We start from the raw sequence: 23,150 nt of genomic DNA, 5'->3' as shown, positions 1-23,150 counted from the left end.
AATGTCTACCTCTATGCCGCCGCGGCGAATGTCGTGACGTCGACCGTGCGATCCGCAATCTGCGCGCGGATCTCGTCATCATGGACGATCGCGAGCATGGCCACTCCATCCTTCTTCTTTGCCGCGATCAGGTCGACCACGACCGCACGGTTGGCCGCGTCGAGCGACGCGGTCGGCTCGTCGAGCAGCAGCGCCGGAAGATCGGAGATGAAGCCGCGGGCGATATTGACCCGCTGCTGCTCGCCGCCCGAGAAGGTCGATGGCGGGAGCGACCACAGCCGCTCGGGAATGTTCAATCGCCGCAGCAGCGCGCCTGCCCGCACCCGAGCGTCCTCGCGCGGCAGGCCGGCCGCGAGCAGCGGCTCGGCGACGACATCGAGCGCAGGGACGCGCGGCACCGCGCGCAGGAACTGGCTGACATAGCCGATGGTCTGCCGTCTCGCATTCAGGACCAGGCGCGGCTCGGCGCCGGCGAGATCGGTCATCGCGCCCACGTGCCGGACGCCGATGCGCCCGCCATCGCAGCGGTAATTGCCGAAGATCATCTTCAGGATCGACGACTTGCCCGCGCCGGACGGTCCCGACAACACGACGCATTCGCCGCACCTGACCTGGAACGACACGCCGCGCACCACGGGCAGCGACACGCCGCCCTGCAGATGCATGGTGAAGGTCTTCTCTGCATTCTCGACATCGATCATCACGGTCATCGCGTTGGACTCTTGCATCATGGCGGCAGGATCGAGGACACGAGAAGCTGCGTGTAAGGCTCACGCGGATCGTCGAGCACCTGGTCGGTGAGGCCGGTCTCGATCACCCGCCCCTCCTTCATGACCATCACACGATGCGACAGCAGCCGCGCCACCGCGAGATCGTGGGTCACGACGATGGCCGCGAGGCCGAGCTCGTTGACGAGGCTGCGCATCAGATCGAGCAGGCGCGCCTGCACGGAGACGTCGAGGCCCCCGGTCGGCTCGTCCATGAACACCAGCCGGGGCTCGGTCACCAGATTGCGCGCGATCTGCAGCCGCTGCCGCATGCCGCCGGAATAGGTCCGCGGCGCATCGTCGATGCGGGCGACATCGATCTCCACGCGATCGAGCCAGGACGAAGCCGTCTGCCTGATCCGGCCATAGTTGTTCCAGCCGACCGCCATCAGCCGCTCACCGACATTGGCGCCGGCGGAGACCGCCATGCGCAGGCCCTGCGCCGGGTCCTGATGGACATAGCCCCAATCGGTTCGGAACAGAAAGCGGCGCTCCGCCTCGCCAAGCCCGGCAAGATCGCGCAGCACGCCGTCGCGCATGCGGTAGGACACGCGGCCCAACGTCGGCGCCATTTGCGCCGACAGCATCTGCAAGAGTGTCGATTTGCCCGAGCCGGACTCGCCGACGATGGCGAGCACCTCGCCGGGATAGAGCACGAAGGAGACATCGCGGCAGGCTGCCAGCCGGCCGTAGCTCTTCGCAAGCCCTTCCGCGACGAGCAGCGGCTGATCGGATGCGCTGATCATCTCAGCCATGGGCGCTCTCCTTGTGCGGGGGGACGCTCTGCGCGCCACGATGTCCGGATGCCTGGCGGCCCTCGCAGTAGTCGGTGTCGGAGCAGACGAACATGCGGCTGCCCTTGTCGTCGGTCACGATCTCGTCCAGGTAGGACTCCTCCGCGCCGCACAGCGCGCAGGGCGCGTCGAACTTGTAGCGCGTGAACGGATGGTCCTCGAAATCCAGCGAGACGACCGACGTATAGGGCGGAATGGCATAGATTCGCTTCTCGCGTCCCGCGCCGAACAATTGCAGCGCCGGGCAATTGTCCATCTTGGGATTGTCGAACTTCGGCGTCGGCGACGGATCCATCACGTAGCGCGCATTGACCTTGACTGGATAGGCGTAGGAGGTCGCGATGTGACCGAAACGCGCGATGTCCTCATAGAGCTTGACGTGCATCAGGCCATACTCGGCCAGCGCATGCATGCGGCGGGTCTCGGTCTCGCGCGGCTCGAGAAAGCGCAGCGGCTCGGGGATCGGCACCTGATAGACCAGCACCTGTCCCTCGTGAAGCGGCGCCTCGGGAATGCGATGCCGGGTCTGGATGACGCTCGCCGCTTCCGTCGAGGTCGTGGTGGCGACACCCGCGGTCTTGGCGAAGAACTTGCGGATCGAGATCGCATTGGTCGTATCGTCCGAGCCCTGGTCGATGACCTTGAGCACGTCGCCCGGACCGAGAATGGCAGCGGTGACCTGCACGCCGCCGGTGCCCCAGCCATAGGGCATCGGCATCTCGCGGCTCGCGAACGGCACCTGATAGCCGGGAATCGCGATCGCCTTCAGGATGGCGCGGCGGATCATCCGCTTGGTCTGCTCGTCGAGATAGGCGAAGTTGTAGGCCGGTGCGTTCATTCCGCAGCTTCCTTCAATTCGGGAGCGGCATTGGCCTCGGCGAACTCCCGGCGCAGCTTGCGCAGCAGGCCGAGCTCGGACTGGAAGTCGACATAATGCGGCAGCTTCAGATGCTCGACGAACCCGGTCGCCTGCACATTGTCGGAGTGCGACATCACGAACTCCTCATCCTGCGCCGGTGCAACCATGTCCTCGCCGAGCTCGCGCGCGCGCAGGGCACGGTCGACCAGGGCCATCGACATCGTCTTGCGCTCGCTCTGCCCGAAGGCGAGGCCATAACCGCGGGTGAAGCACGGCGGCTCGGTCGCCGAGCCCTTGAACTGGTTCACCATCTGACATTCGGTCAGCTCGACCGATCCGAGCGGCACCGCGAAGCCGACCTCCTCGGCCACGAACTCGACCTCGACGTCCCCGAAGCGGATTTCGCCGGCGAAGGGATGGTTGCGGCCATAGCCGCGCTGGGTCGAGTAGCCGAGCGCGAGCAGAAAGCCCTCATCGCCACGCGCCAGGTTCTGCAGCCGCAGATCGCGATCGGCGGGAAAGCTCAGGGGATCACGGGTGAGATCGCCGACCGGCGCGCCGGCCTCCGCCTGCGGCGACGGCTCGATCAGCCCGTCCTGACCGAGAATGTCGGTGACACGCGGCGTCGGCGCATTCGGCGCCTCGGCGCGGGCCGGCAGCTCCGGCTCGACGCCGGCCGCCAACTGCGGATCGAGCAGCCGATGCGTATAGTCGAAGGTCGGCCCGAGCACCTGGCCGCCGGGAATGTCCTTGAAGGTCGACGAGACACGCCGCTGCACCCGCATTGCGCCGGTATCGACCGGCTCGCTCGCGCCGAAGCGCGGCAGCGTTGCGCGAAAGGCGCGCACCAGAAAGATCGCCTCGATCAGATCACCGCGCGCCTGCTTGATCGCCAGCGCCGCGAGCTCGCGATCGTACAGCGAGCCTTCGCTCATCACGCGATCGACGGCGAGCCCCAACTGCTCGGAGACCTGCGCCAGCGACAGCTCCGGCACATCGCGATCACCCCGGCGCTCATGCGCCAGCAGCCGGTGCGCGTTCTCGATGGCGCGCTCGCCACCCTTGACGGCGACATACATGCCTCACTCTCCTGCGGAAACGAGCCGGGTCGTTCGCGGGATGGCGACGATGGACGAGCCATCGACCAGCACGACGTCGACACCACGCGGAAACAGCCTCTCATTGATCGACAGCCGCTCGAACAGGTCAGTCGGCGCGACCGTCGCACGGAACGATGTCGTCCCGTCGATGCCCGGACCACGCAGCTCGAACGCCGGACCTCTGGACAAGCTCGGCACCTGCAGGACCAGCGTCGTCGAGCGATCGGGATATTCGGCACTGCCGAGCGCGAATGAAGTCAGATCGGGAAGCGCGTCCGGGTCTGCCGCCACCGCAAAGCAGGCAAGCGCGGCATCGGCGACGATCGGCGCCCCCGTGTGAAACTTGAGCCAGGCGCCGACCTCGGACGTGCCGGCGAGCGGCGCATCAAGCCAGATCGGCGTATCGTGATCGAAGAGGGTCAACGCGATCGCGGCGGCACCTGGCATCAACGACGACGGCCGGCCGACATTGCCCTCGACCTGTCGCAGACTTCCCGGACGCGCCATGGCCTCCATGACGATACGGAAGGTGGATTGCGCGGACAGCACATTGTCGGCGAAGCCGGGCTGCAGATCGGAAGCGGCGGCACCCATCAGCCTTCTCCTCGCACCATCGTATAGAAATCGACACGCGTGGCCGCAGCCTGCTCCGCGCGGTGGGCCCGCGATGCACGCATCTGCGCCTGCAGCGGTGCGACCACCTGCGTCTCGATCGATCGCACATGGCTTGATGACTGGATCATCGCGTCACACAGCGCGATCAGGCGCGCCTTGCCGGCGTCGCGTCCCAGCACATAGCCGAACCCGACCTCGCCGCTCTCGAGCCGCACCGCGGCGCGCGACACCGTCGCCTCGCCGACATTGAACGGCGCACCGTCGCCGCCGATCCGTCCCCGCAGCATCACCAGGCCATTCTCCGCCGGACGAAGATCGCGATACTCAGGCACCGCGAGGTCGTTCAGCCTGGCGCGGATGTCCGCATGCGAGGCATGCGCCAATACCCGCATCGCCGCCCTGCGCCGGTCCTGAATCGTGGTCTCGCCGTCCATCGTCATCCCGATCTTGCCGTCTCGAAGTTGTCTATGTTAATAGACAACTTCGTAGCGAAGCGCCATGACTGTTTGATGACATGGGCGTGATTTCAGGCCGGACAGCGGAGAGCCGTGGATGAGCATGCAAGGCGCCGACTCGGGCGTGGCGCTGTGGCGGCGGGTGGCCGACGGCATCGAGCGCGACATCGCCGACGGCCGCTTCGCGGCCGGAACGCGCCTGCCCGGCGAGACCGAAATCGCCGAAACCTATCGCGTCAACCGTCATACGGTGCGTCGCGCGCTCGCGACCTTGGCGGAGCGCGGCCTCGTGCGCGCCGAGCGCGGCAGCGGCACCTATGTCGAAGCGCCTCGTCTGTCATATCCTCTGAGATCGCGCACCAGGTTCTCCGAGATCGTGGGGGCCGGCGGGCGCGAGCCGCGTGGACAGCTGATCGCAGCGTCCGAAGAGCCCGCGACGCGCGAGCTCGCGCGCGAGCTGCGATTGAAGACGGGCGCACCATTGGTGCGGATCGAGGCGCTGCGTCTCGCCGACAAGACGCCGATCTGCGTGAGCACATCCTGGCTGTCGGCCGAGCATTTCCCCGAGGCCGGCCACATCTTCGCGTCGGTGCGCTCGATGACCGCCTTGCTCGCCCATTACGGCATTCGCGACTATCGCCGCGGCGCGACCAGGATCACGGCGGCGATCGCCGACGCGAGCGACGCCGCGCGGCTCGACCTCGCGCTTGGCCGTCCGGTGCTGGTGGTCGACAGCACCGATGTCGATGCCGACGGGACGCCGCTCGTCAGCAAGCGCTCGCGTTTCGCCGCGGAGCGCGTGACGTTCGAGGTGGAGAGCTAGACCAGACGTCCGCTACTCCCCCGTGCGCGCTCAGTCGATGAGCGAGCCGTCCTGATTGAAGAACGGATGCGGCCCGTCGAAATCGCCGATCGACACCTGATGGGTGACGACCGTTCCGAAGCCCGGTCCTGGAAACCAGGCATGAAGGTGAAAGGCCGGCGGCTCGACCCGGAAGGATGGCGGGCGCAGCTCGGCCAGATCGAGCGCGACGGCATGGTTCGGCGCTGGACAGATCGTGCAGGGAATGCCCGCAAACCGGGTCAGCGTCGCGCGATGAACGTGACCGCATCCGATCAGTTGCACCCGCGGATGGCGCGCGAGGATCGCCGCGAGATCGTCGGCATTGCGCAGGTTCTGCCGGTCCATGTGCCAGATGCCGGTGGTGAATGGCGGGTGGTGCAGGAACAGCAGGGCCGGCCTTTCGCTGGAGGTGGACAGCCTGGCATCGAGCCATTGTAGACTCGCCTCGTCCAATTCGCCATGCGGATGGCCGGGCACGCTGGAATCGAGCAGAAGCAGATCGAGACCGGCCAGTTCCACATGCTGGTTCAGTGGCGCCGACTGCTCATGAGCAGCGCCGGGAAACGCCGCGCGCATCAGTTCGCGGGAATCGTGATTGCCTGGTACGGCGGCGAATGGAATCTCGAGGCCGGCAAGAAGATCTTTCAGATGATCGTACTCGGCCGGCGACGGCGTATCGGCGAGATCGCCCGAGATCACCACCAGATCGAGCTTCGGCGCGAACCGGTTGAGCTCCATGATGCAACGGGCCAGCGCACGCGCCGTATCGACGCGGCGGTAGGCGAGCCGGCCGGGCGCCTTGATGTGCAGGTCGGAGATCTGGGCAATGGTGACGGGGCTCTTGGTCATCGGCTGATCAACCCTTCTCCGGCAGCAGACGAATGGACTCGGGCGCAATCCGCAGGCCGATCCGCTCGCCCGCAGCGACCCTGATCGTATTCGGCGCGTCCACGGTCAGTGCGATCGAGGCGGCATCGCGGACAACGATCCGCTGCCGGTCGCCGGCAAAGCGGACGCTGTCGACGACGCCGGTCAGACTCGATGCCGCGGCGTCGACGATCGCGATCGTTTCCGGCCGAACCATCGCCACCGCCAGGTTGCGTGGACCGGGATCGGCGATCGGCTGCCGGCCTCCCGGCAGAACGAGCTGGCCGCCGTCGAGCGGCGCCTCGATGATGTTGGCCGCGCCGACGAACTCCGCGACGAAACGATCGGCCGGCGCAAAATAGACCTCTTGCGGCGTCCCGATCTGGGCGATCGCGCCCTTGCGCATCACGACGATGCGGTCGCCGAGCTCCATGGCTTCAGCCTGATCATGCGTGACGTAGATCGCCGTGATGCCGAGCGTGCGCAACAGGCCGTTGAGCTCGCCGCGCAGGCGCTGCCGCAAGGCGGCATCGAGTGCGGTGAGCGGCTCGTCGAGCAGCAGCACGCTCGGGCGGATGGCGACTGCGCGCGCCAGCGCGACGCGCTGACGCTGACCGCCCGAGAGCTGATCGATGCGCCGGTCTTCAAGACCGCCCAGATTGGTCAGCGCGACCAGCTCGGCGACGCGCGCGGCGCGCTCCGGCTTGGCCACGCGGCGGATCTTGAGCCCGTAGCCGATATTGTTCGCGACCGTCATGTTGGGGAACAGCGCGTAGGACTGGAACACCATGCCGACATTGCGCTTCTCGATCGGCTGTCGCGTCAGATCCCTGCCGTCGAACAGCACGCGCCCGCCCGCATCGGGCGTTTCGAGCCCGGCCACGATCCGCAGCAGCGTGGTCTTGCCGCAACCGGACGGCCCCAGCAGCACCAGCGTCTCGCTCTGCGCGATGTCGAGCGTGGCGCGCGCGAGCGCGCACGTCCCGTCGGCAAAGGTCTTGCCGCAATTCTCCACCTTGAGGGCGGCTCCATGCCGGGTCATCGTGCTCACCGCAGGCTTCCTCTCTCGCCGACCCATTGCATGGCCACCAGCAGCGGGATGATCATGACGAAGAAGATCAGCGTGTAGGCGGATGCGACCTCGAGCCGCATCGATGCGTAGCTGTCGGCGAGACCGACCGGCAGTGTCTTGGTCAACGGCGTATGCAACATCCAGGTCAGGTTGAACTCTCCAAGAGATAGTGTCACCACCATGAGGCTGCCCGCCAGGATGCCGGGCGCGGCGTTGGGAACGATGACGTCGATGAAGCGGCGCCATGGCGCGGCTCCGACCGATGCGGCGCCTTCGTCGAGCGATGTCACGTCGATCGTCGAGAACACCGCCATGACGGACCGCACCATGAACGGCATCGTGAAGATCACATGGCCGACGAGGATGAACAGCCACGAGCGACGGAAGCTTCCGGCCCCGCCATAGGTGAGCAACAGCGCCAGCGCGATGGCGAGCCCGGGAATCGCGAGCGGCAAGGTGATGATCTCCTCGACCAGCCGCGCCAGCCGTCCGCCGCGAACGTACAGCGCGTAGGCCGCGGGAACACCGACCACGAGCGTGACCGCCAGCGTGCCCAGCGCGATCAGGATCGACGCCATGATCGTGCCCGCGTAGAGCTCCCAGACCTGGGCCACCCACTGCAAGGTCACGCCGGACTGAATGCCGCGGAAGTAGTTGACGGTCACGCCCGCCACGATCGAAAGGCCGGCCGGCACGGCCAGGAAGGCAGCGACCAGCAATGTGAACAGCAGTTGAAGGATGAAGATGGCTCTGTCGCGCACGTGCCTACCCTGCCGCTGCCACGGAGCTGCCGGCGAAGGAGCGCGCCAGTGCCAGCATCAGCCAGGTCATCAGGCCAAGCCCGACCGAGAGCGCCGCCGAGGTGGCCAGGTTTCCGGCCAGCGTGAACTCCGTGTAGATCAGCATTGGCAACACGTCGATGTTCGTGGCCAAGGTGAATGCCGTTCCGAACGCGCCCATCGCCGTCGCGAACGCGATCGCGCCGGACGCGATCAGCGCCGGCGTCAGGGCCGGCAGGATCACGTCGCGCAGCACGGCCCAGGGGCCGGCGCCGAGCGAGCGCGCGGCCTCCTCCAGCCCCGGATCCAATTTCTGCGCGGCAGCCATGATCGTGAGGATCACCCGCGGAATCGAGAAATAGAGATAGCCGAGGAACAGCCCGTAGATCGAATAGGCGAATACGAGCTTGTCGCCGGTGAGCCGGGACGAGATCTCGCCGATCAGCCCCTGGCGGCCAGCCAAAAGGATGATCATGAAGCCGACCACGACGCCCGGGAACGCGAGCGGAAACGTCAGGATCGCGACCAGGAGCGCGCGGCCCGGAAACCGGTGACGCTGCAGGAACAGGCCGGCGATCGTCGCGATGACCAGGGTCGCGATCGTGGTGGCCGCCGCCAGCGCCAGCGTGTTGAGAAGTGTCGTGCGGTAGCGCGGCTCGATGATGATCGCGAGATATTCGGCCAGACCGTGCGGTCCCTCGGCGCCGGTGACGAGCAGCCTCGCCATCGGAAGCAGGAAGAAGGCCGCGGTGACGGCTGCCAATGGCAGCAGGCAGAGCCGGACGAATGAACTGTGCGACATGTGATCAAGTGCGCCTCCGCCGGATCCTCTCCGGCGGAGGCGCGGTGCTCCTTCAGCGGACTTCGGACAGATAGCGATCGACGAAGCCCTTTTGCGCGGCTTCCATATCGCCCCAGTTCACGCTCTTGGCGCGGGCGTAGTCGCTGTCCGGCAGGAACTTGTTCTTCACCGCGTCCGGCAGCTCGATCGGGCGCGCCGGGCGCAGATAGGCATTGGTCCAGATCGCCTGGCCCTTGTCGGAGAGCAGATAGTCGATCACCTTCTTCGCCTTGTCCTTGTCGGGTGCGTTCTTCACCAGGCCGACGACGTAGGGGAAGACCACCGAGCCTTCGCAGGGAATCACGAACTCGAAATTGCCCTTCTCGGTATATTTCGCGCGGTAGGCGTTGAAATCGTAGTCGAACAGGATCGGGATCTCGCCCGAGACGACACGCGCGTAGGACGTCTGCTTTGGCACGATCGGATCGTTCTTGCGCAGGTCCTTGAAGAACGTGACGGCAGGTTCGAAATTCGCTTGCGAACCGCCGAGCGCGAGATTGACGGCGACGGCGCCGACATAGCCGACGGCAGCCGAGCTCGGGTCGAGATAGCCGACCATGCCCTTGTAGTCCGGCTTGAGCAGATCCTTCCAGCAGGCCGGGACCGGCTTGCCGCCAAGCGCATCCTTGTTCACGAACAGGCCGAGCGTGCCGGAGTGGATCGTGGTCCAGTAGCCATCCGCATCCTTCAAGCCGGCGGGGACCTGATCCCAGTTCGCCGGCTTGTAGGCCTCGAGCGCGTCCTGCGTCTTCGCCTTCATTCCGAAGGTGACTCCGAAATAGCCGATGTCGCCGACTGGGTTGCTCTTCTCGGCAAGGATCTGCGCCAGCGCCTGGCCGGAGTTCTTGTTGTCGTGCGGAATGTCGTAGCCGAGATCGGTCTTGATCGCCTTGAGCATCGAGGCCCAGTCGGCCCATTCCGGCGGGCAGTTGTAGCAGATGACGTCCGCAGCCTTGGCCGGCTGCCACGATGCGGCGACGCACAGCGCGAGCAGCGCGAGAACGAGGCGGGTGAGCTTCATGAAGATAGACTCCGTATTCCTGGCATCACGGCCAGTTCCGGAGCTTCCCCTAAAGGCGGCACATGAAGGATTTGCGACACCGGGTGCAGCACACACAGCTGACGCCGCACCCTGATCGTTCGTAGGCAAACGATCGCAACCTTCGGATGCCACGCCGTTCAAGCGATGGCGCGGCGGCCGATGATCGCAAACCGCAGCTTGCCCGAGATCCAGTCGATCGCGGCCACCGCCACCAGGATCATCAGGATCAGGAACGACACCTTCTGCCATTCCAGCACGCGGATCTGTTCGGCGAGTTGCAGTCCGATGCCACCGGCGCCGACGATGCCGATGATCGTCGCCGAGCGCGTGTTGGATTCGATGAAGTAGAGCACCTGCCCGGCAATCACGGGAAGAACCTGCGGCAGCAGGCCGAAGCGGATCTCATGCAGCGGGCTGCCGCCGGCAGCGCGAACGCCCTCGACCTGCCGCCGGTCGGCCCCCTCGATCGCCTCCGAGAACAGCTTGCCCAACGCGCCGAAGTCGGACACGGCAATCGCGAGCACACCGGCGAACGGACCGAGTCCAACGACGTTGATCCAGACGAGCGCCCAGATCAGCGTATCGACGCCGCGGATGCTGTCGAACAGCCGCCGTACCGGAAAGCGGAAGATTGCGGACGGGACGATATTGCGCGCCGCGAGCAGGCTGACGGGCAGCGCGAGCACGGCCGCGAGCATCGTGCCGAGCATGGCAATCGACAGTGTCTCTCCCATCGATTTCAGATAGGTCGGAAGCGATGCACCGGGATCCGGCGGCAGCATCATCAGGGTGATCCAACCGAGTTGACTGATGCCCGCCAACAACCTCGTCGGCGAGAAGCCGAGATCGACGAGCCCGAACACGAAGATCCCCATCGCGGCAACGGCCGCCAGCGGCGTCGCCAGACGGGCGGACGCCGGCCGCTCGAACACGCCTGGGTATCGCGATCGCAGCGCGGCGGTATCGATCTCGTCCAGCTTTCGCATCATGCCCGGCCTTCGCTGCCGAAGAGACGGCTGCGCAGCAGCCCCGTGCCAATGTCGATGACAAACACCGTCAAGATGATCAGAACGAGGATCGCGCTGACGTCGGAATAGTAGAACTTGCGGATCGCGACGACGAGCTCCTGGCCGATGCCACCCGCACCGACGAAGCCCATCACCGACGCCTCGCGGACGTTGATCTCGAACCGCAGCAACGTGTAGCTCGTGTAGCCTGCGACGACCTGTGGCAGGACGGCAAAGCGCATGCAGGATAGCCAGCCGGCACCGGTCGCGCGGACTCCCTCGACCGGCTTCATGTCGACGTTTTCGACGACCTCCGAAAACAGCTTGCCGAGCGCACCGCAGGAGTGGATCGCGATGGCGAATACGCCGGCCATTGGCCCCAATCCGAAGGCCATGACAAAAATCAGAGCGAACACGATGCCCGGCACCGTGCGGGCAAACTCGAGCAGGCGCCGGACCGCGAAGCGCAGCCAGGATGCAGGAGAGGTGTTCTCGGCCGCGAGGAAATTCAATGCAAACGCCAGGACGGCGCCGAGCATGGTTCCGACATAGCTGATCAGGATCGTCTCACCGAGAAGCCGCGTCCATTTGCGCAGGCCCCAGAGCCATTCCGGCAGGTTGGTCCACACGCGGTGTCCGTCGTCGAGCGTGAAGAGCCGGTCGAAATAGCTGAGGAAGTTGCCGAGATAGGTGACGAGCGTTCGGAGGTTGACCTCCGAACCGATGGCTGAAACGAACAGCACGAGGCCGGACGCAACCAGCACGACGACGGCACGCAGACGCTTGCGCGCCACCGCTTTGCGGTAGGCGCGCTGCAAAGGTTCGAGCTGCTGTTCAGGCAGGATGGCGACGGCTGACGACATGTTTGTCGGTGCAAAGCGCAAATAGGCCGGCGGGGCTTCGATGACGCGGTCCCCCGCCGGCCCGGTGCAACGCTTACGAGCCCTTCTTGCGCAGAGAGTCGACGAATTTGATCAGCTCGACAGTCTTGTTGTAGTCCTCCGTCGAGATCGCCTCCCACGGCTTGTTCTTGCCGTCGGACAGCTTGGCGAAGGCTTCCGTATCCTTCTTCGCCGCGTCGAGGAAGGCCTGCTTGATTGCGGCCTTCATGTCGGTGGGCAGGTCGCTGAGATAGGCGTAGGGCGAGTTGATGATCATGTCCGACTTGCCGATGATGCGGAAATCTTCCTTCTTCAGCGGCGTGCCGTCGGCCGACTTCACCATGTTCTTGGTGAGCATGCGGGTTAGGTTGGAGTCATCTCCGTTGTTCCACCAGTTTGCGGCGACGTCGACGGTTCCTTGCGCCAGGGCAAGCACGGCGTTCTCGTGGCTGCCCGTAAAGATGACCTGGGAGAAATAGGTGTCGGGGTCGATGCCCATCTGGCTCATCTTGAAGCGTGGCATGTTGTTGCCAGAGGTCGAGTTCGGGTCCACCAGGCCGAGATTCTTGCCCTTCAGATCCTCGAGCTTCTGGTACGGGCTCTTGGCGAGCACGTAGAACACTGAATAATAGCCCTTCGAGCCGTCCGAGTTGACGTCGATCACGAAAGCGTCCGTCTTGACGCCCGTCACGCGCGCGCGGGCGAAGGAGGCCGGACCATAATAGCCGATGTGAATGTTGCCGGCGCGCTGGCCCTCGATGACCGCGGCGTAGTCATTGGCGACGCGCAGCGTCACCTTGACGCCGAGCTCCTTGGAAAGATAGTTCACGAACGGCGTGTAACGCTCGACGACACCCGAGCCGTTTTCGGCCGGGATCGCGGCAAAGGTGATCTCCGGATATTTGGTTCGCCAGTCCTCGGCCGAGGCGGACGAAGCGAACGACAGAGCGGCCAAACCGGCCAGAATGAGACGACGATTGATCATGGAACGTCCTTCAAGTTTCAGGGGACGATGTCAGGATTGACACGACAGATGCGCCCGCAGCACGCAGGCAATCAGGCGACGGCAACTTTGCCGACAGCCGGAACGGATTCGGGAGCTTTGGGCATTGCCGGCGGCATCACCTCGTCGGCCTCCAGATCGTACAGCTCGCGCGCGATCTGGCCGGTGAGCGCCGCCGGCAGATCGTCGAACACGACCCGACCATTCGCCATTCCGATCAATCGGTCGCAATAGCTGCGCGCCAGATCGAGCGAGTGCAGATTGCAGATCACGGTGATGCCGAAATGCTTGTTGATGCGCAGCAGCGCGTCCATGACGATCTTGGTGTTGCGCGGATCGAGCGAGGCGATCGGCTCATCGGCCAAGATGATTTCCGGATTCTGGACCAGCGCGCGCGCGATCGCGACGCGCTGCTGCTGCCCGCCCGAAAGCTGATCGGCGCGCTGCGCGGCGAGGGAGGCCATGTCGAACTGCTCGAGCGCGGACAGCGCCATGGCAACATCCGCCGCCGGCCAGAGCTGCGCCAGAGAGCGCCACGACGGGATTTCGGCGAGTCGCCCCATCAGGACGTTCGTGAGCACGTCCAATCGGCCGACCAGATTGAACTGCTGGAAGATCATCGCCGAGCGCGCGCGCCACTGCCGCAGGTCGCGGCCGCGCAGCGCCGTCACATCGAGATCCTTGAAGAGAATGCGGCCGCCGCTCACAGGACTCAGGCGATTGATGGACCGCAGCAGGGTCGACTTGCCCGCGCCGGAACGCCCGATCACGCCGACGAAGCTGCCGGGTGCAACAGAGAAGGACGCATTGTCGACCGCGGCTTTCATGCCAAAACGGCACGTCAGGCCATCCACCACCAGCATTGAATTCTCCAGACGCCTCGCTTTGGCCTATCGCTAACGTCTCGATTCTACAGTTATGTGACAGCAACACTGCGGCGCCACATCCGTCCACATGCCGGTCGGCAGTCATGTAGATGTCACGCATCTGTCATAGGGGAGACCCAACACCTTCACAGGCGTAGAGACAGGACGCGAGATGGCCGGCAAGCTGCTTTCGATTGAACCTACCGTTGACCCTTCGGCCAAGCTCCAGGACGTGACGCTCGGCGCCTATTGCGAGATCGGCGCCCGCACCATCCTGCAGGAGGTGACGATGGGCGACTACTCCTACGTGGTCAACGATTCCCAGATCACCTACACGACGGTCGGCAAGTTCTGCTCGATCGCGGCGATGACCCGGATCAACCCGGGCAACCACCCGATGCAGCGGGCGACGCAGGCCCATTTCACCTATCGCGCCAGCGCCTATTTTCCAGGCGAGCCCGACGATGCCGAGTTCTTCGCCTGGCGGCGAGAGCATCATGTCCGGATCGGACACGACGTCTGGATCGGCCATGGCGCGATCGTGCTGCCGGGCCGCAACATCGGCACCGGCGCGGTCGTGGCGGCTGGCGCCATCGTCACCAAGGACGTTCCGGCCTATACGATCGTCGCCGGCAATCCGGCGCGCCCGGTCAAGCGCCGGTTTCCGCGCGAGGTCGAGCAGCGGCTGCTCGATCTGGCGTGGTGGGATTGGAAGCACGAGGCGCTGCGCGCGGCGCTGCCCGATTTCCGCAAGCTCGAGATCACCGCGTTCCTGGATAAATACGAGGCCGCTCTCGACGCCCTCGTCCCGGTACGGCAGAGTGCCGCCCCATGACCGATATCTCAATCTCGCGGGGCCGCTGCCTCGTCGACACCGACCTCGCGGACACCTCCTTGATCATATCCGGCGACGTCATCGCCGGCATCGGGACACCGGGATGCCGGTCGGGTCTCGAACTCGATGCGGAGGGGCTCACCGTGCTCCCCGGCATCGTCGACATCCACGGCGATGCGTTCGAGCGCCAGATGATGCCGCGCGCCGGGGTCGATTTCCCGACCGACGTCGCGCTGATCGACAGCGACCGCCAGGCCGTCAGCAATGGCATCACCACGGTCTTCCACGCAACGACCTGGTCATGGGAGCCGGGCCTGCGCAGCGCCGACAATGCGCGGCGGCTGCTCGAATCGATCGAAGCGCTGCGCCCGCAGCTCGCGGCCGACACGCGCTTTCATCTGCGCCACGAGACCTTCAATCTCGACGACGAGGAGGAAATCGGCCAGTGGCTCGCCGATCGGCGCGTCGACCTGTTCGCCTTCAACGATCACATGGACTCGACGGTCGCGAGCCTGGACACGCCGCACAAGCGCCAGCGCATGGTCGACCGCACCGGCCTGCCCGGCGCGGAGTTCGACCGGCTGGTCGCGCGCATCGCCTCTCGCGCGGATGCCGTTCCAGCCTCGATCGCGCGGCTGGCCGACATCGCACGCAAGGCTGGCGTCCGCATGCTGTCGCACGACGACGACAGCCCGGCCATGCGCAAGGCGTTTCGCAGCCAGGGCGTGACCATCGCGGAATTTCCGGTCAACGAGGAGACTGCGCGCGAGGCCGCTCAGGGCGGAGACACGATCGTCTTCGGCGCGCCCAACGTCGTTCGGGGCGGCAGCCATACCGGGTGGACGCGAGCCAGCGACATGATCGCCAAGGGCCTCTGCTCGGTGCTGGCCTCCGACTACTACTATCCAGCGCCGCTGCTGGCGGCGTATCGGCTCGCGGCGGACGGCGTTCTGCCGCTGGCACGCGCCTGGGATCTGATCTCGGGCGGCCCCGCACGCGCGGCCGGACTGGCGGACCGCGGGACGCTGGCCGAAGGCCGCCGCGCCGACGTCATTCTGGTCGATGACCGCGTGCCGTTGCGCCCCCGCGTCGTCGCCGTCATCGCGTCCGGCCGGCTGGTCTATCTGGCCGAGACCCATCGGCTGAGCGCAGTGCCCGTGCGCACCATCGCGGCGGAGTAGCAGATCATGGTCGATGCGCCCCGCTACGCGATCTACTACGCCCCGGCGGCGACGACGGGCTTGGCCGGATTCGGCGCGAGCCTGCTGGGTTACGACGCCTGGAGCGGCGACGAGCCGAGCTTTCCGGAAGAAGTCGTTCGCGCGGTTCCCGATTGGGCCGAGCTGAGCGCGGACCCGCGCAAATATGGCTTCCACGCCACTTTGAAGGCGCCGTTCGAACTGGCCGATGCGCAGAGCGAAGCCTCGCTCCGCGACGCCTGTGCGGAGTTCGCGGCAAGGCCGCGCGCCATTCCGATCATTCGTCCCATCGTGGACTCGATCAGCGGCTTCGTCGCGATGATCCCTGGCGAGCCCTCGCCGGCGCTGCAACAGCTCGCAGCCGATTGTGTCCGGACGTTCGAGCCGTTTCGCGCGCCGATGACCGCCGAGGACCGTGCACGGCGCAAGCCGGACCTGCTGACACCACGACAGCGCGATCATCTCGATCGCTGGGGCTATCCCTATGTCATGGAGGATTTCCGCTTCCACATGACGCTGACCTGCCGGCTGTCCGACGAACGACGCCGGCCGATCCTGACGATGATGCAGCAGAGATTTGCGGCGCTGTCGCTGACAGAGCTCCGGATCGACCGGATCGTGTTGTTCCGCCAGCCCAACGCCCGCCAGCGGTTCGGCATCATCGGAGACTGGCCGCTCACGGCCGTCCAGCGCATCTAGGGACGTCAGTTCGGCATGGCCGCATGGTGCGGCCGCGCCTGCCGGTCGAACAGCGCGACCGGCAATCTCGTCGGACCTACACCGCCTTCGTCAGGGCGCCATCGATGATCAGATTGGTTCCCGAAATGCGGCTTGCGAGCGGGCTTGCGAGCATCACGACGCCGTAGGCCACCTCCTGGGCTGTTCCCATGCGCCCCGTCGGATTCAAGCCCATTGCGGTCTTGAACAGGTCAGGCGATCCATTCTCGATGTTCTGCCAGATGCCGCCCTCGAAATAGGTGTTGCCCGGCGACACCGCGTTGACGCGAATGCCTTTGCCGACCAGTTGATGCGCGAGGCCCTTGGCGTAATGGATCAGCGCACCCTTGATCGCGCCATAGGATCCGGCGGCGAAATCGACTTCAAAGCCCGACACGCTGGAGATGATGACGATCGAGGCCGACTTCGACTGCTCCAGGTAAGGAATTGCTGCCGCGATCGCGTTGACCGTATGCATCATGTCGGTGCGAAAGGACTTCTCCCAGGTCTCCGGAGAGTCGCCCACGGCGAGCGCGCTGACGTTGCAGACCACGCAATCGATTCCGCCCAGCTCCCTTGCCGCGCCGTCGACCCAGCCCTTCAGCGCCACGGGATCGGCGACGTCGACGCCCTGCCCCCACGCCTTCACGCCTTTCGACGCAAGTGTCGTCACGACCTTGCCGACTGCGTCGCCGTCGCGCGCACAGATCGCGACACCGGCGCCTTCCTCGGCGAACAATTCCGCGATCGCAAGGCCAATACCCTTGCTGCCGCCCGTCACCAGCACGCTCTTGCCGGCCAATCCCAGATCCATGATCGTCTCCTTTCAATCAGTTTCGGTTTTCAACCGTGATAGCCGGCGAGCAGCGCCTTGTTGACCTTGCAGATGTAGGTGTATTTCGGATTGACGACCTGGGTGCAGCGCGCCTCGGCGACCTGGCCGAGCAGCATGTAGGCCTCCGGCGCCGGAATCCTCCAATCGTCCTCCAGCCAGTTGATCATCTCCTCGAACGCGATCCGCATCGCGTCCTCGAGCGGGCGCGCGCAGCCCAGCGTGCAGATGTGCGTCGGCGTCTCGATCCGCGGATGGTTCAGCCGCGCCGGCGCGGCGGCGAGCGAGACCTTGACGGTGAGGTTCGCGGCGATCTCGATCGCGCCCATGCCGTTGGCTTCGCCGTCGCCCTGGATGGCGTGGCAATCGCCGAGGAAAAGATGCGCGCCGTCCTTGTTGACGCGGAAGAACACCGAGTTGCCGGAGGTGATCTCCTGAACGTCGAGATTGCCACCATGCGGCCCGTTGTCCACCGTCAGCACCGCGCCATGCACCGGCGCGACCCCGGCAACGCCGATCATCGGCCGGACCGGAAGCTTCACATGCTCGTTCCACAGCACGTGGCCGTCCTCGACCGCGACGACGCGGGTCTGGATGCCGAACTCCTTGCGCCGGACCCAGTCCGGAAACATGCCGATGCCCGGCCACAGCGCGGTGAAGCCGAGCCGGTCGAGCTCCATGTCAATGATGTCGAGCCGCAACATGTCGCCAGGCTTGGCGCCGCGCACCTCGATCGGACCAGTCGCACCGTTGACGTAGGGCAGCGTCACGTCGCTCTCGACCAGTTGCTGGCCGAGCGCGCGGATGGTGCCATCGTTGACATTGATCGCGCATTCGACGACGAATATCTCACCGGGATCGACGGTCGCGATGAACTGATTGTCGCCCGAGAGCGCGTATTTGATATTGCCGGCCTTGCCGATGCGCTTTGACATGATCACTTCCTGCTATCTCCAACGTCGTTGCATCATCGCGGCTGCCGCCGCCACGGCATCAACAGTTGCTCGATCTTGCCGACCGCAAAAGTCAGAACCAGCGCCAGCGCGATCGTCGCAACCAGCGCGGCGAACACCTTCGGAATGATGTAGAGCGACCCGGCCTTGAAGATGGCGTGCCCCAGCCCTTCGGAGGAGGACATGAACTCGCCGACGATCGCGCCGATCAGGGCAAAGCCGACGGTGAGCTTCAGCCCCGCGAAGATGTCCGTCAGCGACGCCGGCACCACCAGCTTGCGGAAGATCTGGAACTTGGACGCGCCGAGAGTGCGGAACAAATTGATCTGGTCGGGATCGACGCCGGTGGCACCCTTGTACGAGGTCACCAGCGCGACGATCACGACCGACAAAGTCGACATCGCGACCTTCGAGATCAGCCCGGTGCCGAACCAGATGATGATGATCGGTGCGAGCGCGATGATCGGAATCGAGCCGAGCGCAATCACGAACGGCTCGACCACGCGCGAGACGAAGCGCGAATACCACAGCGACAGTCCGATCAATGTGCCGATGCAGTTGCCGACGAAGAAGCCGAGCAGCGTCTCCAGCCCGGTGACGGAGGTGTCGCGCCACAGGCTGCCGTCATAGGCCATCTGCGAGAGAAACTTGAGGATGGCGGACGGCGAGCCGAACATGAAGGCGGCAGCCTTGTTCTGCCCGGTCGCATATTCCCAGAAGGCGAGGAAGGCCGCCAGGACGAGAAGCTGGGTGACGAGCACGGCAAGCGTGGTGCGCAAATGCAGCCATCGCCGCCCACGTGTCGGCGCCCGAACCGCCCGTGCCTCGGAGACCGGTGCCGGTGCCGAGCGGACCGGCGGCGCGTCGATGTCGGCGGTCATTGCAGCACCACGTCGAGATCGGCCCAGATGCTGCGGACGTAGTCACTGAAGCCTGGCGTCTGCCGCACCGAGATCACGTCGCGGCGCTCGCTGCCGAGCGCAATGTCGTAGACCGCCTTGATCTGCGTCGGCCGCTTGGACAGCACGATCACCCGGTCGGCGAGTGACACCGCCTCCTCGATGTCGTGGGTGATCAGCAGCAGCGAACGGCGCCCCTGCCGGACCAGGCCCACCGTGTCGTTCTCGATCAGGAGCTTGCTCTGGAAATCCAGCGCGGCGAACGGCTCGTCGAGCAGCAGCACGTCGGGCTCATTGACCAGCGTGCGCGCGAGCGCCACCCGCTGGCGCATGCCACCGGACAGGGTCGCGGGATAGTGGTCGGCAAAGCCGTGCAGCCCGAGCTGGTCGAGCAAGGCCCGGCAGCGGTCCTCCGCTTCGGCGGCCGGAACGCCACGTATCTCGAGTCCCAGCATGGTGTTGCCGAGCGCGGTCCGCCACGGCAGCAGCAGATCCTTCTGCAGCATGTAGCCGACATTCTGCGGTTGGCCGGCGACCTCGCGGCCGTGCCAGCGGATGCGGCCGGCATCAGGCGTCAACAATCCGCACAGCGTGTTCAGGAGTGTCGTCTTCCCGCAGCCGGACGGGCCGACGATGCTGACGATCTCCCCCTCTCGCAATGTCAGGCTGAGATCGCCGATCACCGGCACCACGCGGCCGCCCTCGAGCTCGTAACTCTTGGCAACATGCTCGACGACGAGCGGCGGCGCAGGCGCTGCGATGGCGCCCGGCGCGGCCTGCATCATGCCGGTCACCTCGGTCATTTGAGGCTGGCGATCGCCTTCTCTGCAAAGGAGTTGTCGATGATCTGATCGAACGGCACCGAGCCCTTGGCGTTGCCGAGATAGACCTGCATCTCCATCAGGTTCGCCCACTGGTCCGTCTTGGTGATCACCGACTGCGCCGGAATGAGATATTTCAGCTCGGCGTCGATCGCCTTGTCGACGACCTCGCCGGGAAGGTCCGGGAACTCCTTGCGTGCGACTTCCTTGGAGAAAGCGGGGTCGGCGTAGGTCTTGCGCGAAGCTTCCTCGAACGAGGTCACCAGCGCCTGCACCATCTCGGGATCCTTCTGGATCGTGGTCGGCAACACCATGATCCCCGTATTGCAGAACGGACCGATGTAGTTCGAGAAGTCGAACACCACCTTGGCGCCCTGCGCCTCCGCCGCGGCGACGCTGGGCTGATAGGCGATCGCGACGTCGGCCTGGCCCGCCAGCATCGCGGCGATCTCGGTGCCGGGGTTGACGGGGACGATGGTCGCATCGACGCCGACCTTCAGTCCCGCTTTCTCCAGAAGGCGCTTCGCCACGCTGTAATTGGTGTTCGGCTCGGGCGAGGTCACGATCTTAAGGCCCTTGAACGCCTTGGGATCGGTGATAGGCTCGAGTGTCTTGGAGACGCCGAAATAGTGCGCCCTCTGCACCACCGTCCCGACCACCACGCCAGGACCGCCGTTCTCGCGCGAGATCTGCGCCATGGTCGCATCGCCGATGGCGAAGTCGGCGGAACCGCCGAGCACCGCGGCGAAGGTCTGGGTGTCGCCGCCGGCGGCGCTCACCTGCATGTCCAGACCGTTCTTCTTGAAGATCCCGGCGTGCATGCCGACGTAGAGATTGATGTAGCCGAGATTGTGCACGGCCTCGCTGAAGCGCACTGTCTTCAGGCCCGCCGCCATCGCGCTCTTGGTTCCGAGCAGCGAGGACGCTCCCAATCCTGCAGCGAGCGCGGCTGACGTCGTGAGAAAACGCCGTCGATTGATCGACAGGCTCGCGCTAGCATTTGATGCCGAGACAGTTTCGCTCATGGTGATGAACTCCTCCCAGGCCGATGAAAATCTGCGAGGAGACTATGGTCGGGTCGTCGTGCAGCAAGGCGAAATAACAGACGCGATCTGCTGAAAAGCTGACAACACTGTGCGCTGTGCAACACCTTGCGCCGTGCCGCGCCGCGATCTGCCGACGGCTTGTCGCCTTGCTGCCGCTTCAGGAGTCGCCGTGGTCAAACGTGCATCGCAACAACGGCGATAATGTCAATTTTGCCACTTGGGCCGCACAAAGAAATTGCACGTCGGCCGTCGGCTCGACCGTCAATACGAGGTCGCGCGGCGCCCAGACCAGGCGGGACGTCAACCTCCTGTTGCCGAGACAACGTTGCGTGCCCTCCGGCTGCCGTCGCTCAATGTCGGACCACCATGTCGCGAAGCCGACGTTCGAAACCGCCCAAGCGGGCAGCATCTGCAAGCTCCCCGCCGCCACGTCCTCGCATTTGCAGCACGGCGCCGCCGAGTGTCGAATTTTCGACAATGCACTGATACTAAAAACGAATGGCATATCGCTTGCAATGCACAATGCGCCTCGCTATTGCAGCGCAATAATTTTCTTGGAGTGCGAAATGCTCGGAATTGGAAGCAAGCTGCCATCGTTTGAAATCGTCGGCGTGAAACCCGGCTTTCATCTGCAGGAGGAGAAGGGCGAGAGCGCCTTCGAAACCCTGACCGAGACCAGCTTCCCTGGAAAGTGGAAGATCATCTTCTTCTATCCGAAGGATTTCACTTTCGTCTGTCCGACCGAGATTGCCGAGTTCGCGCGCCTGGCGAAGGACTTCGCGGACCGCGATGCCGTGGTGCTCGGCGGCTCGACCGACAACGAGTTCTGCAAGCTCGCCTGGCGCCGCGACCACAAGGATCTGCACAAGCTGCCGATCTGGCAGTTCGCCGACACCAAGGGCGCGTTGGTCGACGGCCTCGGCGTCCGCTCGCCTGACGGCGTCGCCTACCGCTACACCTTCATCGTCGATCCCGACAACACCATCCAGCACGTTTATGCGACCAACCTCAATGTCGGACGCGCTCCGAAGGATACGCTGCGCGTGCTCGACGCGCTGCAGACCGACGAGCTCTGCCCGTGCAACCGCGAGGTCGGCGGCGAGACCCTGAAGGTCGCTTGATCATGTCGATCGAGCAGCTCAAGGACCAGATCCCGGACTTCGCCAAGGACGTCAGGCTCAATCTGTCGTCCATGGCGTCCGACGAGACGCTGTCGCCGCAGGCCAAATATGGCCTGTTCGTCGCCTGCGCGATTGCGACTCGCAATCCGAGCGTCGTGGCGGCGTTGGAGTCGGTTGCGGCCGCGCAGCTGTCGCCTGCCGCTTTGGCGGCGGCGAAATCGGCCGCCGCGATGATGGCCATGAACAACGTCTACTACCGCTTCGTGCACCTTGCCTCGAACAAGGAGTACGCGACGATGCCGGCCCGGCTGCGGATGAACGTCATCGCCAACCCCGGCGTCGACAAGGCCGATTTCGAGCTGTGGTCGCTCGCGGTGTCCGCCATCAACGGCTGCGGCACATGCATCGATTCGCACGAGAAGGTCCTGCAGGATGCGGGCGTGCCCGCGGCCACGATCCAGACCGCCGTGCGCTTTGCCGCCATCATCCAGTCGGTTGCCGTTGCGATCGAAGCCGCTTGTGTGTCCGTCGCGCTGGCGGCGGAGTAAAAATCGATCGGATATGTGAATGCGGCCGGCATTGTCCGGCCGCATTTGTTTTTCACCACCTCTCGCCTAAGTTGCAGAATTTCCCGGCGCGCCTGCAATTCCTCGGCCCGCTAAGCCCCTGACCTCGCGGCAAAGTCGAGATGGTTGCGGCATCCAGATACTCCATCCGATCTTTCTGCAAAGCGCAGAACTCGCCCCGGGTCTCGCGCATCGCGAGCAATCACCGATGCGGCGCGCCGGGAAATTTCCATCAAATAGCCTTACCTGCTCACCCTTCCCGACAAGAACATTGATCAGCTTAGAGACCAAGCAACATCGATTGTGACCAGGGCGCGCGAAAACGATGGCGCGCATGTCGGAAGGAAACCGGACCTGTCGGTCTCGACG

26 protein-coding genes are annotated in these 23,150 nt (G+C 65.0%); 6 read left to right on the top strand and 20 right to left on the bottom strand.

Annotated features, from left to right (window positions below):
- Window positions 1-11: 11 nt before the first annotated feature.
- The 6 genes from phnL to phnG are packed head-to-tail and all read right to left on the bottom strand — an operon-like array spanning window position 12 to window position 4,569.
- Window positions 12-710: a phosphonate C-P lyase system protein PhnL gene (gene phnL, locus ACQR10_RS08480; protein WP_316216972.1), complete on the bottom strand. Its 699-nt coding sequence runs from the start codon at window positions 708-710 to the stop codon at window positions 12-14.
- A 17-nt stretch (window positions 711-727) separates the two neighbouring features.
- Window positions 728-1,522, bottom strand: a complete 795-nt coding sequence (phnK, locus tag ACQR10_RS08475; protein WP_316216973.1) for a phosphonate C-P lyase system protein PhnK — start codon at window positions 1,520-1,522, stop codon at window positions 728-730.
- Window positions 1,515-2,399, bottom strand: coding sequence for an alpha-D-ribose 1-methylphosphonate 5-phosphate C-P-lyase PhnJ (locus tag ACQR10_RS08470; RefSeq protein ID WP_316216974.1), 885 nt, complete (start codon window positions 2,397-2,399; stop codon window positions 1,515-1,517). Before ACQR10_RS08470 ends, phnK begins: the two co-directional genes overlap by 8 nt.
- Complete coding sequence (locus tag ACQR10_RS08465; RefSeq protein ID WP_316216975.1) at window positions 2,396-3,499, bottom strand: carbon-phosphorus lyase complex subunit PhnI; 1,104 nt, start codon at window positions 3,497-3,499, stop codon at window positions 2,396-2,398. The genes ACQR10_RS08470 and ACQR10_RS08465 overlap by 4 nt, the downstream gene beginning before the upstream one ends.
- A 3-nt stretch (window positions 3,500-3,502) precedes the next feature.
- The gene (phnH, locus tag ACQR10_RS08460) at window positions 3,503-4,114 is read right to left on the bottom strand and encodes a phosphonate C-P lyase system protein PhnH (protein WP_316216976.1); all 612 of its coding nucleotides are present in this window, start codon (window positions 4,112-4,114) and stop codon (window positions 3,503-3,505) included.
- Window positions 4,114-4,569 (bottom strand): phosphonate C-P lyase system protein PhnG, encoded by a 456-nt coding sequence (gene phnG, locus ACQR10_RS08455; RefSeq protein WP_316217071.1) that lies wholly within the window; start codon window positions 4,567-4,569, stop codon window positions 4,114-4,116. The genes phnH and phnG overlap by 1 nt, the downstream gene beginning before the upstream one ends.
- A 118-nt stretch (window positions 4,570-4,687) precedes the next feature.
- On the opposite strand from phnG, the gene phnF reads away from it, so the two are divergent.
- A complete protein-coding gene (gene phnF / locus ACQR10_RS08450; protein WP_316216977.1) occupies window positions 4,688-5,413 on the top strand; it encodes a phosphonate metabolism transcriptional regulator PhnF in 726 nt (241 codons plus the stop codon).
- A 30-nt stretch (window positions 5,414-5,443) separates the two neighbouring features.
- Here the strand turns inward: phnF and ACQR10_RS08445 are convergent, their stop codons facing one another.
- The 9 genes from ACQR10_RS08445 to phnC all read right to left on the bottom strand — a co-directional run bounded on the left by ACQR10_RS08445 (window position 5,444) and on the right by phnC (window position 13,789).
- Window positions 5,444-6,283, bottom strand: coding sequence for a phosphodiesterase (locus tag ACQR10_RS08445; RefSeq protein ID WP_316216978.1), 840 nt, complete (start codon window positions 6,281-6,283; stop codon window positions 5,444-5,446).
- Window positions 6,284-6,290: 7 nt separating this feature from the next.
- Entirely contained in the window at window positions 6,291-7,343 is a 1,053-nt protein-coding gene (locus ACQR10_RS08440; RefSeq protein WP_316216979.1) for an ABC transporter ATP-binding protein, read from the bottom strand.
- Window positions 7,344-7,348: 5 nt separating this feature from the next.
- A complete protein-coding gene (locus ACQR10_RS08435) occupies window positions 7,349-8,134 on the bottom strand; it encodes an ABC transporter permease (protein WP_316179992.1) in 786 nt (261 codons plus the stop codon).
- A gap of 4 nt (window positions 8,135-8,138) precedes the next feature.
- Window positions 8,139-8,954, bottom strand: coding sequence for an ABC transporter permease (locus ACQR10_RS08430; RefSeq protein ID WP_316179991.1), 816 nt, complete (start codon window positions 8,952-8,954; stop codon window positions 8,139-8,141).
- Window positions 8,955-9,006: 52 nt separating this feature from the next.
- Window positions 9,007-10,014, bottom strand: a complete 1,008-nt coding sequence (locus ACQR10_RS08425) for an ABC transporter substrate-binding protein (protein ID WP_315803640.1) — start codon at window positions 10,012-10,014, stop codon at window positions 9,007-9,009.
- Window positions 10,015-10,172: 158 nt separating this feature from the next.
- The gene (gene phnE, locus ACQR10_RS08420) at window positions 10,173-11,021 is read right to left on the bottom strand and encodes a phosphonate ABC transporter, permease protein PhnE (protein WP_316180162.1); all 849 of its coding nucleotides are present in this window, start codon (window positions 11,019-11,021) and stop codon (window positions 10,173-10,175) included.
- The gene (gene phnE / locus ACQR10_RS08415; RefSeq protein WP_316216980.1) at window positions 11,021-11,905 is read right to left on the bottom strand and encodes a phosphonate ABC transporter, permease protein PhnE; all 885 of its coding nucleotides are present in this window, start codon (window positions 11,903-11,905) and stop codon (window positions 11,021-11,023) included. The genes phnE (ACQR10_RS08420) and phnE (ACQR10_RS08415) overlap by 1 nt, the downstream gene beginning before the upstream one ends.
- Before the next feature lie 73 nt (window positions 11,906-11,978).
- On the bottom strand, window positions 11,979-12,908 hold the full coding sequence (gene phnD / locus ACQR10_RS08410) for a phosphonate ABC transporter substrate-binding protein (RefSeq protein ID WP_316216981.1): 930 nt from the start codon (window positions 12,906-12,908) through the stop codon (window positions 11,979-11,981).
- Window positions 12,909-12,979: 71 nt separating this feature from the next.
- Window positions 12,980-13,789, bottom strand: coding sequence for a phosphonate ABC transporter ATP-binding protein (gene phnC / locus ACQR10_RS08405; RefSeq protein ID WP_316179986.1), 810 nt, complete (start codon window positions 13,787-13,789; stop codon window positions 12,980-12,982).
- Window positions 13,790-13,964: 175 nt separating this feature from the next.
- Between phnC and ACQR10_RS08400 the strand changes: the two genes are divergently transcribed.
- From ACQR10_RS08400 to ACQR10_RS08390, 3 genes are read left to right on the top strand one after another with little or no spacing between them, the layout of a single operon-like run.
- Window positions 13,965-14,627, top strand: coding sequence for a DapH/DapD/GlmU-related protein (locus ACQR10_RS08400; protein ID WP_316216982.1), 663 nt, complete (start codon window positions 13,965-13,967; stop codon window positions 14,625-14,627).
- The gene (locus ACQR10_RS08395; RefSeq protein ID WP_316216983.1) at window positions 14,624-15,808 is read left to right on the top strand and encodes an alpha-D-ribose 1-methylphosphonate 5-triphosphate diphosphatase; all 1,185 of its coding nucleotides are present in this window, start codon (window positions 14,624-14,626) and stop codon (window positions 15,806-15,808) included. Before ACQR10_RS08400 ends, ACQR10_RS08395 begins: the two co-directional genes overlap by 4 nt.
- Window positions 15,809-15,814: 6 nt before the next feature.
- Window positions 15,815-16,525, top strand: coding sequence for a DUF1045 domain-containing protein (locus ACQR10_RS08390; RefSeq protein ID WP_316216984.1), 711 nt, complete (start codon window positions 15,815-15,817; stop codon window positions 16,523-16,525).
- A gap of 76 nt (window positions 16,526-16,601) precedes the next feature.
- Here the strand turns inward: ACQR10_RS08390 and ACQR10_RS08385 are convergent, their stop codons facing one another.
- The 5 genes from ACQR10_RS08385 to ACQR10_RS08365 are packed head-to-tail and all read right to left on the bottom strand — an operon-like array spanning window position 16,602 to window position 21,073.
- A complete protein-coding gene (locus ACQR10_RS08385; protein ID WP_316179981.1) occupies window positions 16,602-17,357 on the bottom strand; it encodes an SDR family NAD(P)-dependent oxidoreductase in 756 nt (251 codons plus the stop codon).
- 29 nt (window positions 17,358-17,386) lie between these two features.
- The gene (locus ACQR10_RS08380; protein ID WP_316216985.1) at window positions 17,387-18,310 is read right to left on the bottom strand and encodes an acetamidase/formamidase family protein; all 924 of its coding nucleotides are present in this window, start codon (window positions 18,308-18,310) and stop codon (window positions 17,387-17,389) included.
- A gap of 32 nt (window positions 18,311-18,342) precedes the next feature.
- Window positions 18,343-19,209 carry an ABC transporter permease gene (locus ACQR10_RS08375; RefSeq protein ID WP_316216986.1) on the bottom strand — a complete coding sequence of 289 codons (867 nt, stop codon included), beginning with the start codon at window positions 19,207-19,209 and terminating at the stop codon, window positions 18,343-18,345.
- Window positions 19,206-20,009: an ABC transporter ATP-binding protein gene (locus ACQR10_RS08370; protein WP_316217072.1), complete on the bottom strand. Its 804-nt coding sequence runs from the start codon at window positions 20,007-20,009 to the stop codon at window positions 19,206-19,208. The genes ACQR10_RS08375 and ACQR10_RS08370 overlap by 4 nt, the downstream gene beginning before the upstream one ends.
- 17 nt (window positions 20,010-20,026) lie before the next feature.
- Window positions 20,027-21,073 carry an ABC transporter substrate-binding protein gene (locus ACQR10_RS08365; protein ID WP_316216987.1) on the bottom strand — a complete coding sequence of 349 codons (1,047 nt, stop codon included), beginning with the start codon at window positions 21,071-21,073 and terminating at the stop codon, window positions 20,027-20,029.
- Window positions 21,074-21,660: 587 nt separating this feature from the next.
- Here ACQR10_RS08365 and ACQR10_RS08360 point away from each other — a divergent pair.
- Complete coding sequence (locus tag ACQR10_RS08360; RefSeq protein WP_315713058.1) at window positions 21,661-22,215, top strand: peroxiredoxin; 555 nt, start codon at window positions 21,661-21,663, stop codon at window positions 22,213-22,215.
- A gap of 2 nt (window positions 22,216-22,217) precedes the next feature.
- On the top strand, window positions 22,218-22,763 hold the full coding sequence (locus ACQR10_RS08355) for a carboxymuconolactone decarboxylase family protein (protein ID WP_316216988.1): 546 nt from the start codon (window positions 22,218-22,220) through the stop codon (window positions 22,761-22,763).
- Window positions 22,764-23,150: the final 387 nt, after the last annotated feature.

Origin of the sequence: Bradyrhizobium sp. HKCCYLRH2060 (assembly GCF_051168135.1) — a bacterium.
Classification (GTDB): Bacteria; Pseudomonadota; Alphaproteobacteria; order Rhizobiales; family Xanthobacteraceae; genus Bradyrhizobium.
Note: the sequence above shows the minus strand (reverse complement) of the source record. Positions and strands in the feature narration are given on the sequence as shown.

What these genes read in the sequence shown, in the direction of transcription:
- phnL (WP_316216972.1), bottom strand. Translation starts at nt 710, where the DNA reads ATGACCGTGATGATCGATGTCGAGAATGCAGAGAAGACCTTCACCATG.
- ACQR10_RS08440 (WP_316216979.1), bottom strand. Translation starts at nt 7,343, where the DNA reads ATGACCCGGCATGGAGCCGCCCTCAAGGTGGAGAATTGCGGCAAGACC.
- phnE (WP_316216980.1), bottom strand. Translation starts at nt 11,905, where the DNA reads ATGTCGTCAGCCGTCGCCATCCTGCCTGAACAGCAGCTCGAACCTTTG.
- ACQR10_RS08395 (WP_316216983.1), top strand. Translation starts at nt 14,624, where the DNA reads ATGACCGATATCTCAATCTCGCGGGGCCGCTGCCTCGTCGACACCGAC.
- ACQR10_RS08380 (WP_316216985.1), bottom strand. Translation starts at nt 18,310, where the DNA reads ATGTCAAAGCGCATCGGCAAGGCCGGCAATATCAAATACGCGCTCTCG.
- ACQR10_RS08400 (WP_316216982.1), top strand. Translation starts at nt 13,965, where the DNA reads ATGGCCGGCAAGCTGCTTTCGATTGAACCTACCGTTGACCCTTCGGCC.
- phnC (WP_316179986.1), bottom strand. Translation starts at nt 13,789, where the DNA reads ATGCTGGTGGTGGATGGCCTGACGTGCCGTTTTGGCATGAAAGCCGCG.
- ACQR10_RS08355 (WP_316216988.1), top strand. Translation starts at nt 22,218, where the DNA reads ATGTCGATCGAGCAGCTCAAGGACCAGATCCCGGACTTCGCCAAGGAC.
- ACQR10_RS08370 (WP_316217072.1), bottom strand. Translation starts at nt 20,009, where the DNA reads ATGCAGGCCGCGCCGGGCGCCATCGCAGCGCCTGCGCCGCCGCTCGTC.
- ACQR10_RS08430 (WP_316179991.1), bottom strand. Translation starts at nt 8,954, where the DNA reads ATGTCGCACAGTTCATTCGTCCGGCTCTGCCTGCTGCCATTGGCAGCC.
- ACQR10_RS08365 (WP_316216987.1), bottom strand. Translation starts at nt 21,073, where the DNA reads ATGAGCGAAACTGTCTCGGCATCAAATGCTAGCGCGAGCCTGTCGATC.
- ACQR10_RS08445 (WP_316216978.1), bottom strand. Translation starts at nt 6,283, where the DNA reads ATGACCAAGAGCCCCGTCACCATTGCCCAGATCTCCGACCTGCACATC.
- ACQR10_RS08465 (WP_316216975.1), bottom strand. Translation starts at nt 3,499, where the DNA reads ATGTATGTCGCCGTCAAGGGTGGCGAGCGCGCCATCGAGAACGCGCAC.
- ACQR10_RS08375 (WP_316216986.1), bottom strand. Translation starts at nt 19,209, where the DNA reads ATGACCGCCGACATCGACGCGCCGCCGGTCCGCTCGGCACCGGCACCG.
- phnF (WP_316216977.1), top strand. Translation starts at nt 4,688, where the DNA reads ATGAGCATGCAAGGCGCCGACTCGGGCGTGGCGCTGTGGCGGCGGGTG.
- ACQR10_RS08360 (WP_315713058.1), top strand. Translation starts at nt 21,661, where the DNA reads ATGCTCGGAATTGGAAGCAAGCTGCCATCGTTTGAAATCGTCGGCGTG.
- phnE (WP_316180162.1), bottom strand. Translation starts at nt 11,021, where the DNA reads ATGCGAAAGCTGGACGAGATCGATACCGCCGCGCTGCGATCGCGATAC.
- ACQR10_RS08425 (WP_315803640.1), bottom strand. Translation starts at nt 10,014, where the DNA reads ATGAAGCTCACCCGCCTCGTTCTCGCGCTGCTCGCGCTGTGCGTCGCC.
- phnD (WP_316216981.1), bottom strand. Translation starts at nt 12,908, where the DNA reads ATGATCAATCGTCGTCTCATTCTGGCCGGTTTGGCCGCTCTGTCGTTC.
- ACQR10_RS08470 (WP_316216974.1), bottom strand. Translation starts at nt 2,399, where the DNA reads ATGAACGCACCGGCCTACAACTTCGCCTATCTCGACGAGCAGACCAAG.
- phnK (WP_316216973.1), bottom strand. Translation starts at nt 1,522, where the DNA reads ATGGCTGAGATGATCAGCGCATCCGATCAGCCGCTGCTCGTCGCGGAA.
- phnG (WP_316217071.1), bottom strand. Translation starts at nt 4,569, where the DNA reads ATGGACGGCGAGACCACGATTCAGGACCGGCGCAGGGCGGCGATGCGG.
- phnH (WP_316216976.1), bottom strand. Translation starts at nt 4,114, where the DNA reads ATGGGTGCCGCCGCTTCCGATCTGCAGCCCGGCTTCGCCGACAATGTG.
- ACQR10_RS08390 (WP_316216984.1), top strand. Translation starts at nt 15,815, where the DNA reads ATGGTCGATGCGCCCCGCTACGCGATCTACTACGCCCCGGCGGCGACG.
- ACQR10_RS08385 (WP_316179981.1), bottom strand. Translation starts at nt 17,357, where the DNA reads ATGGATCTGGGATTGGCCGGCAAGAGCGTGCTGGTGACGGGCGGCAGC.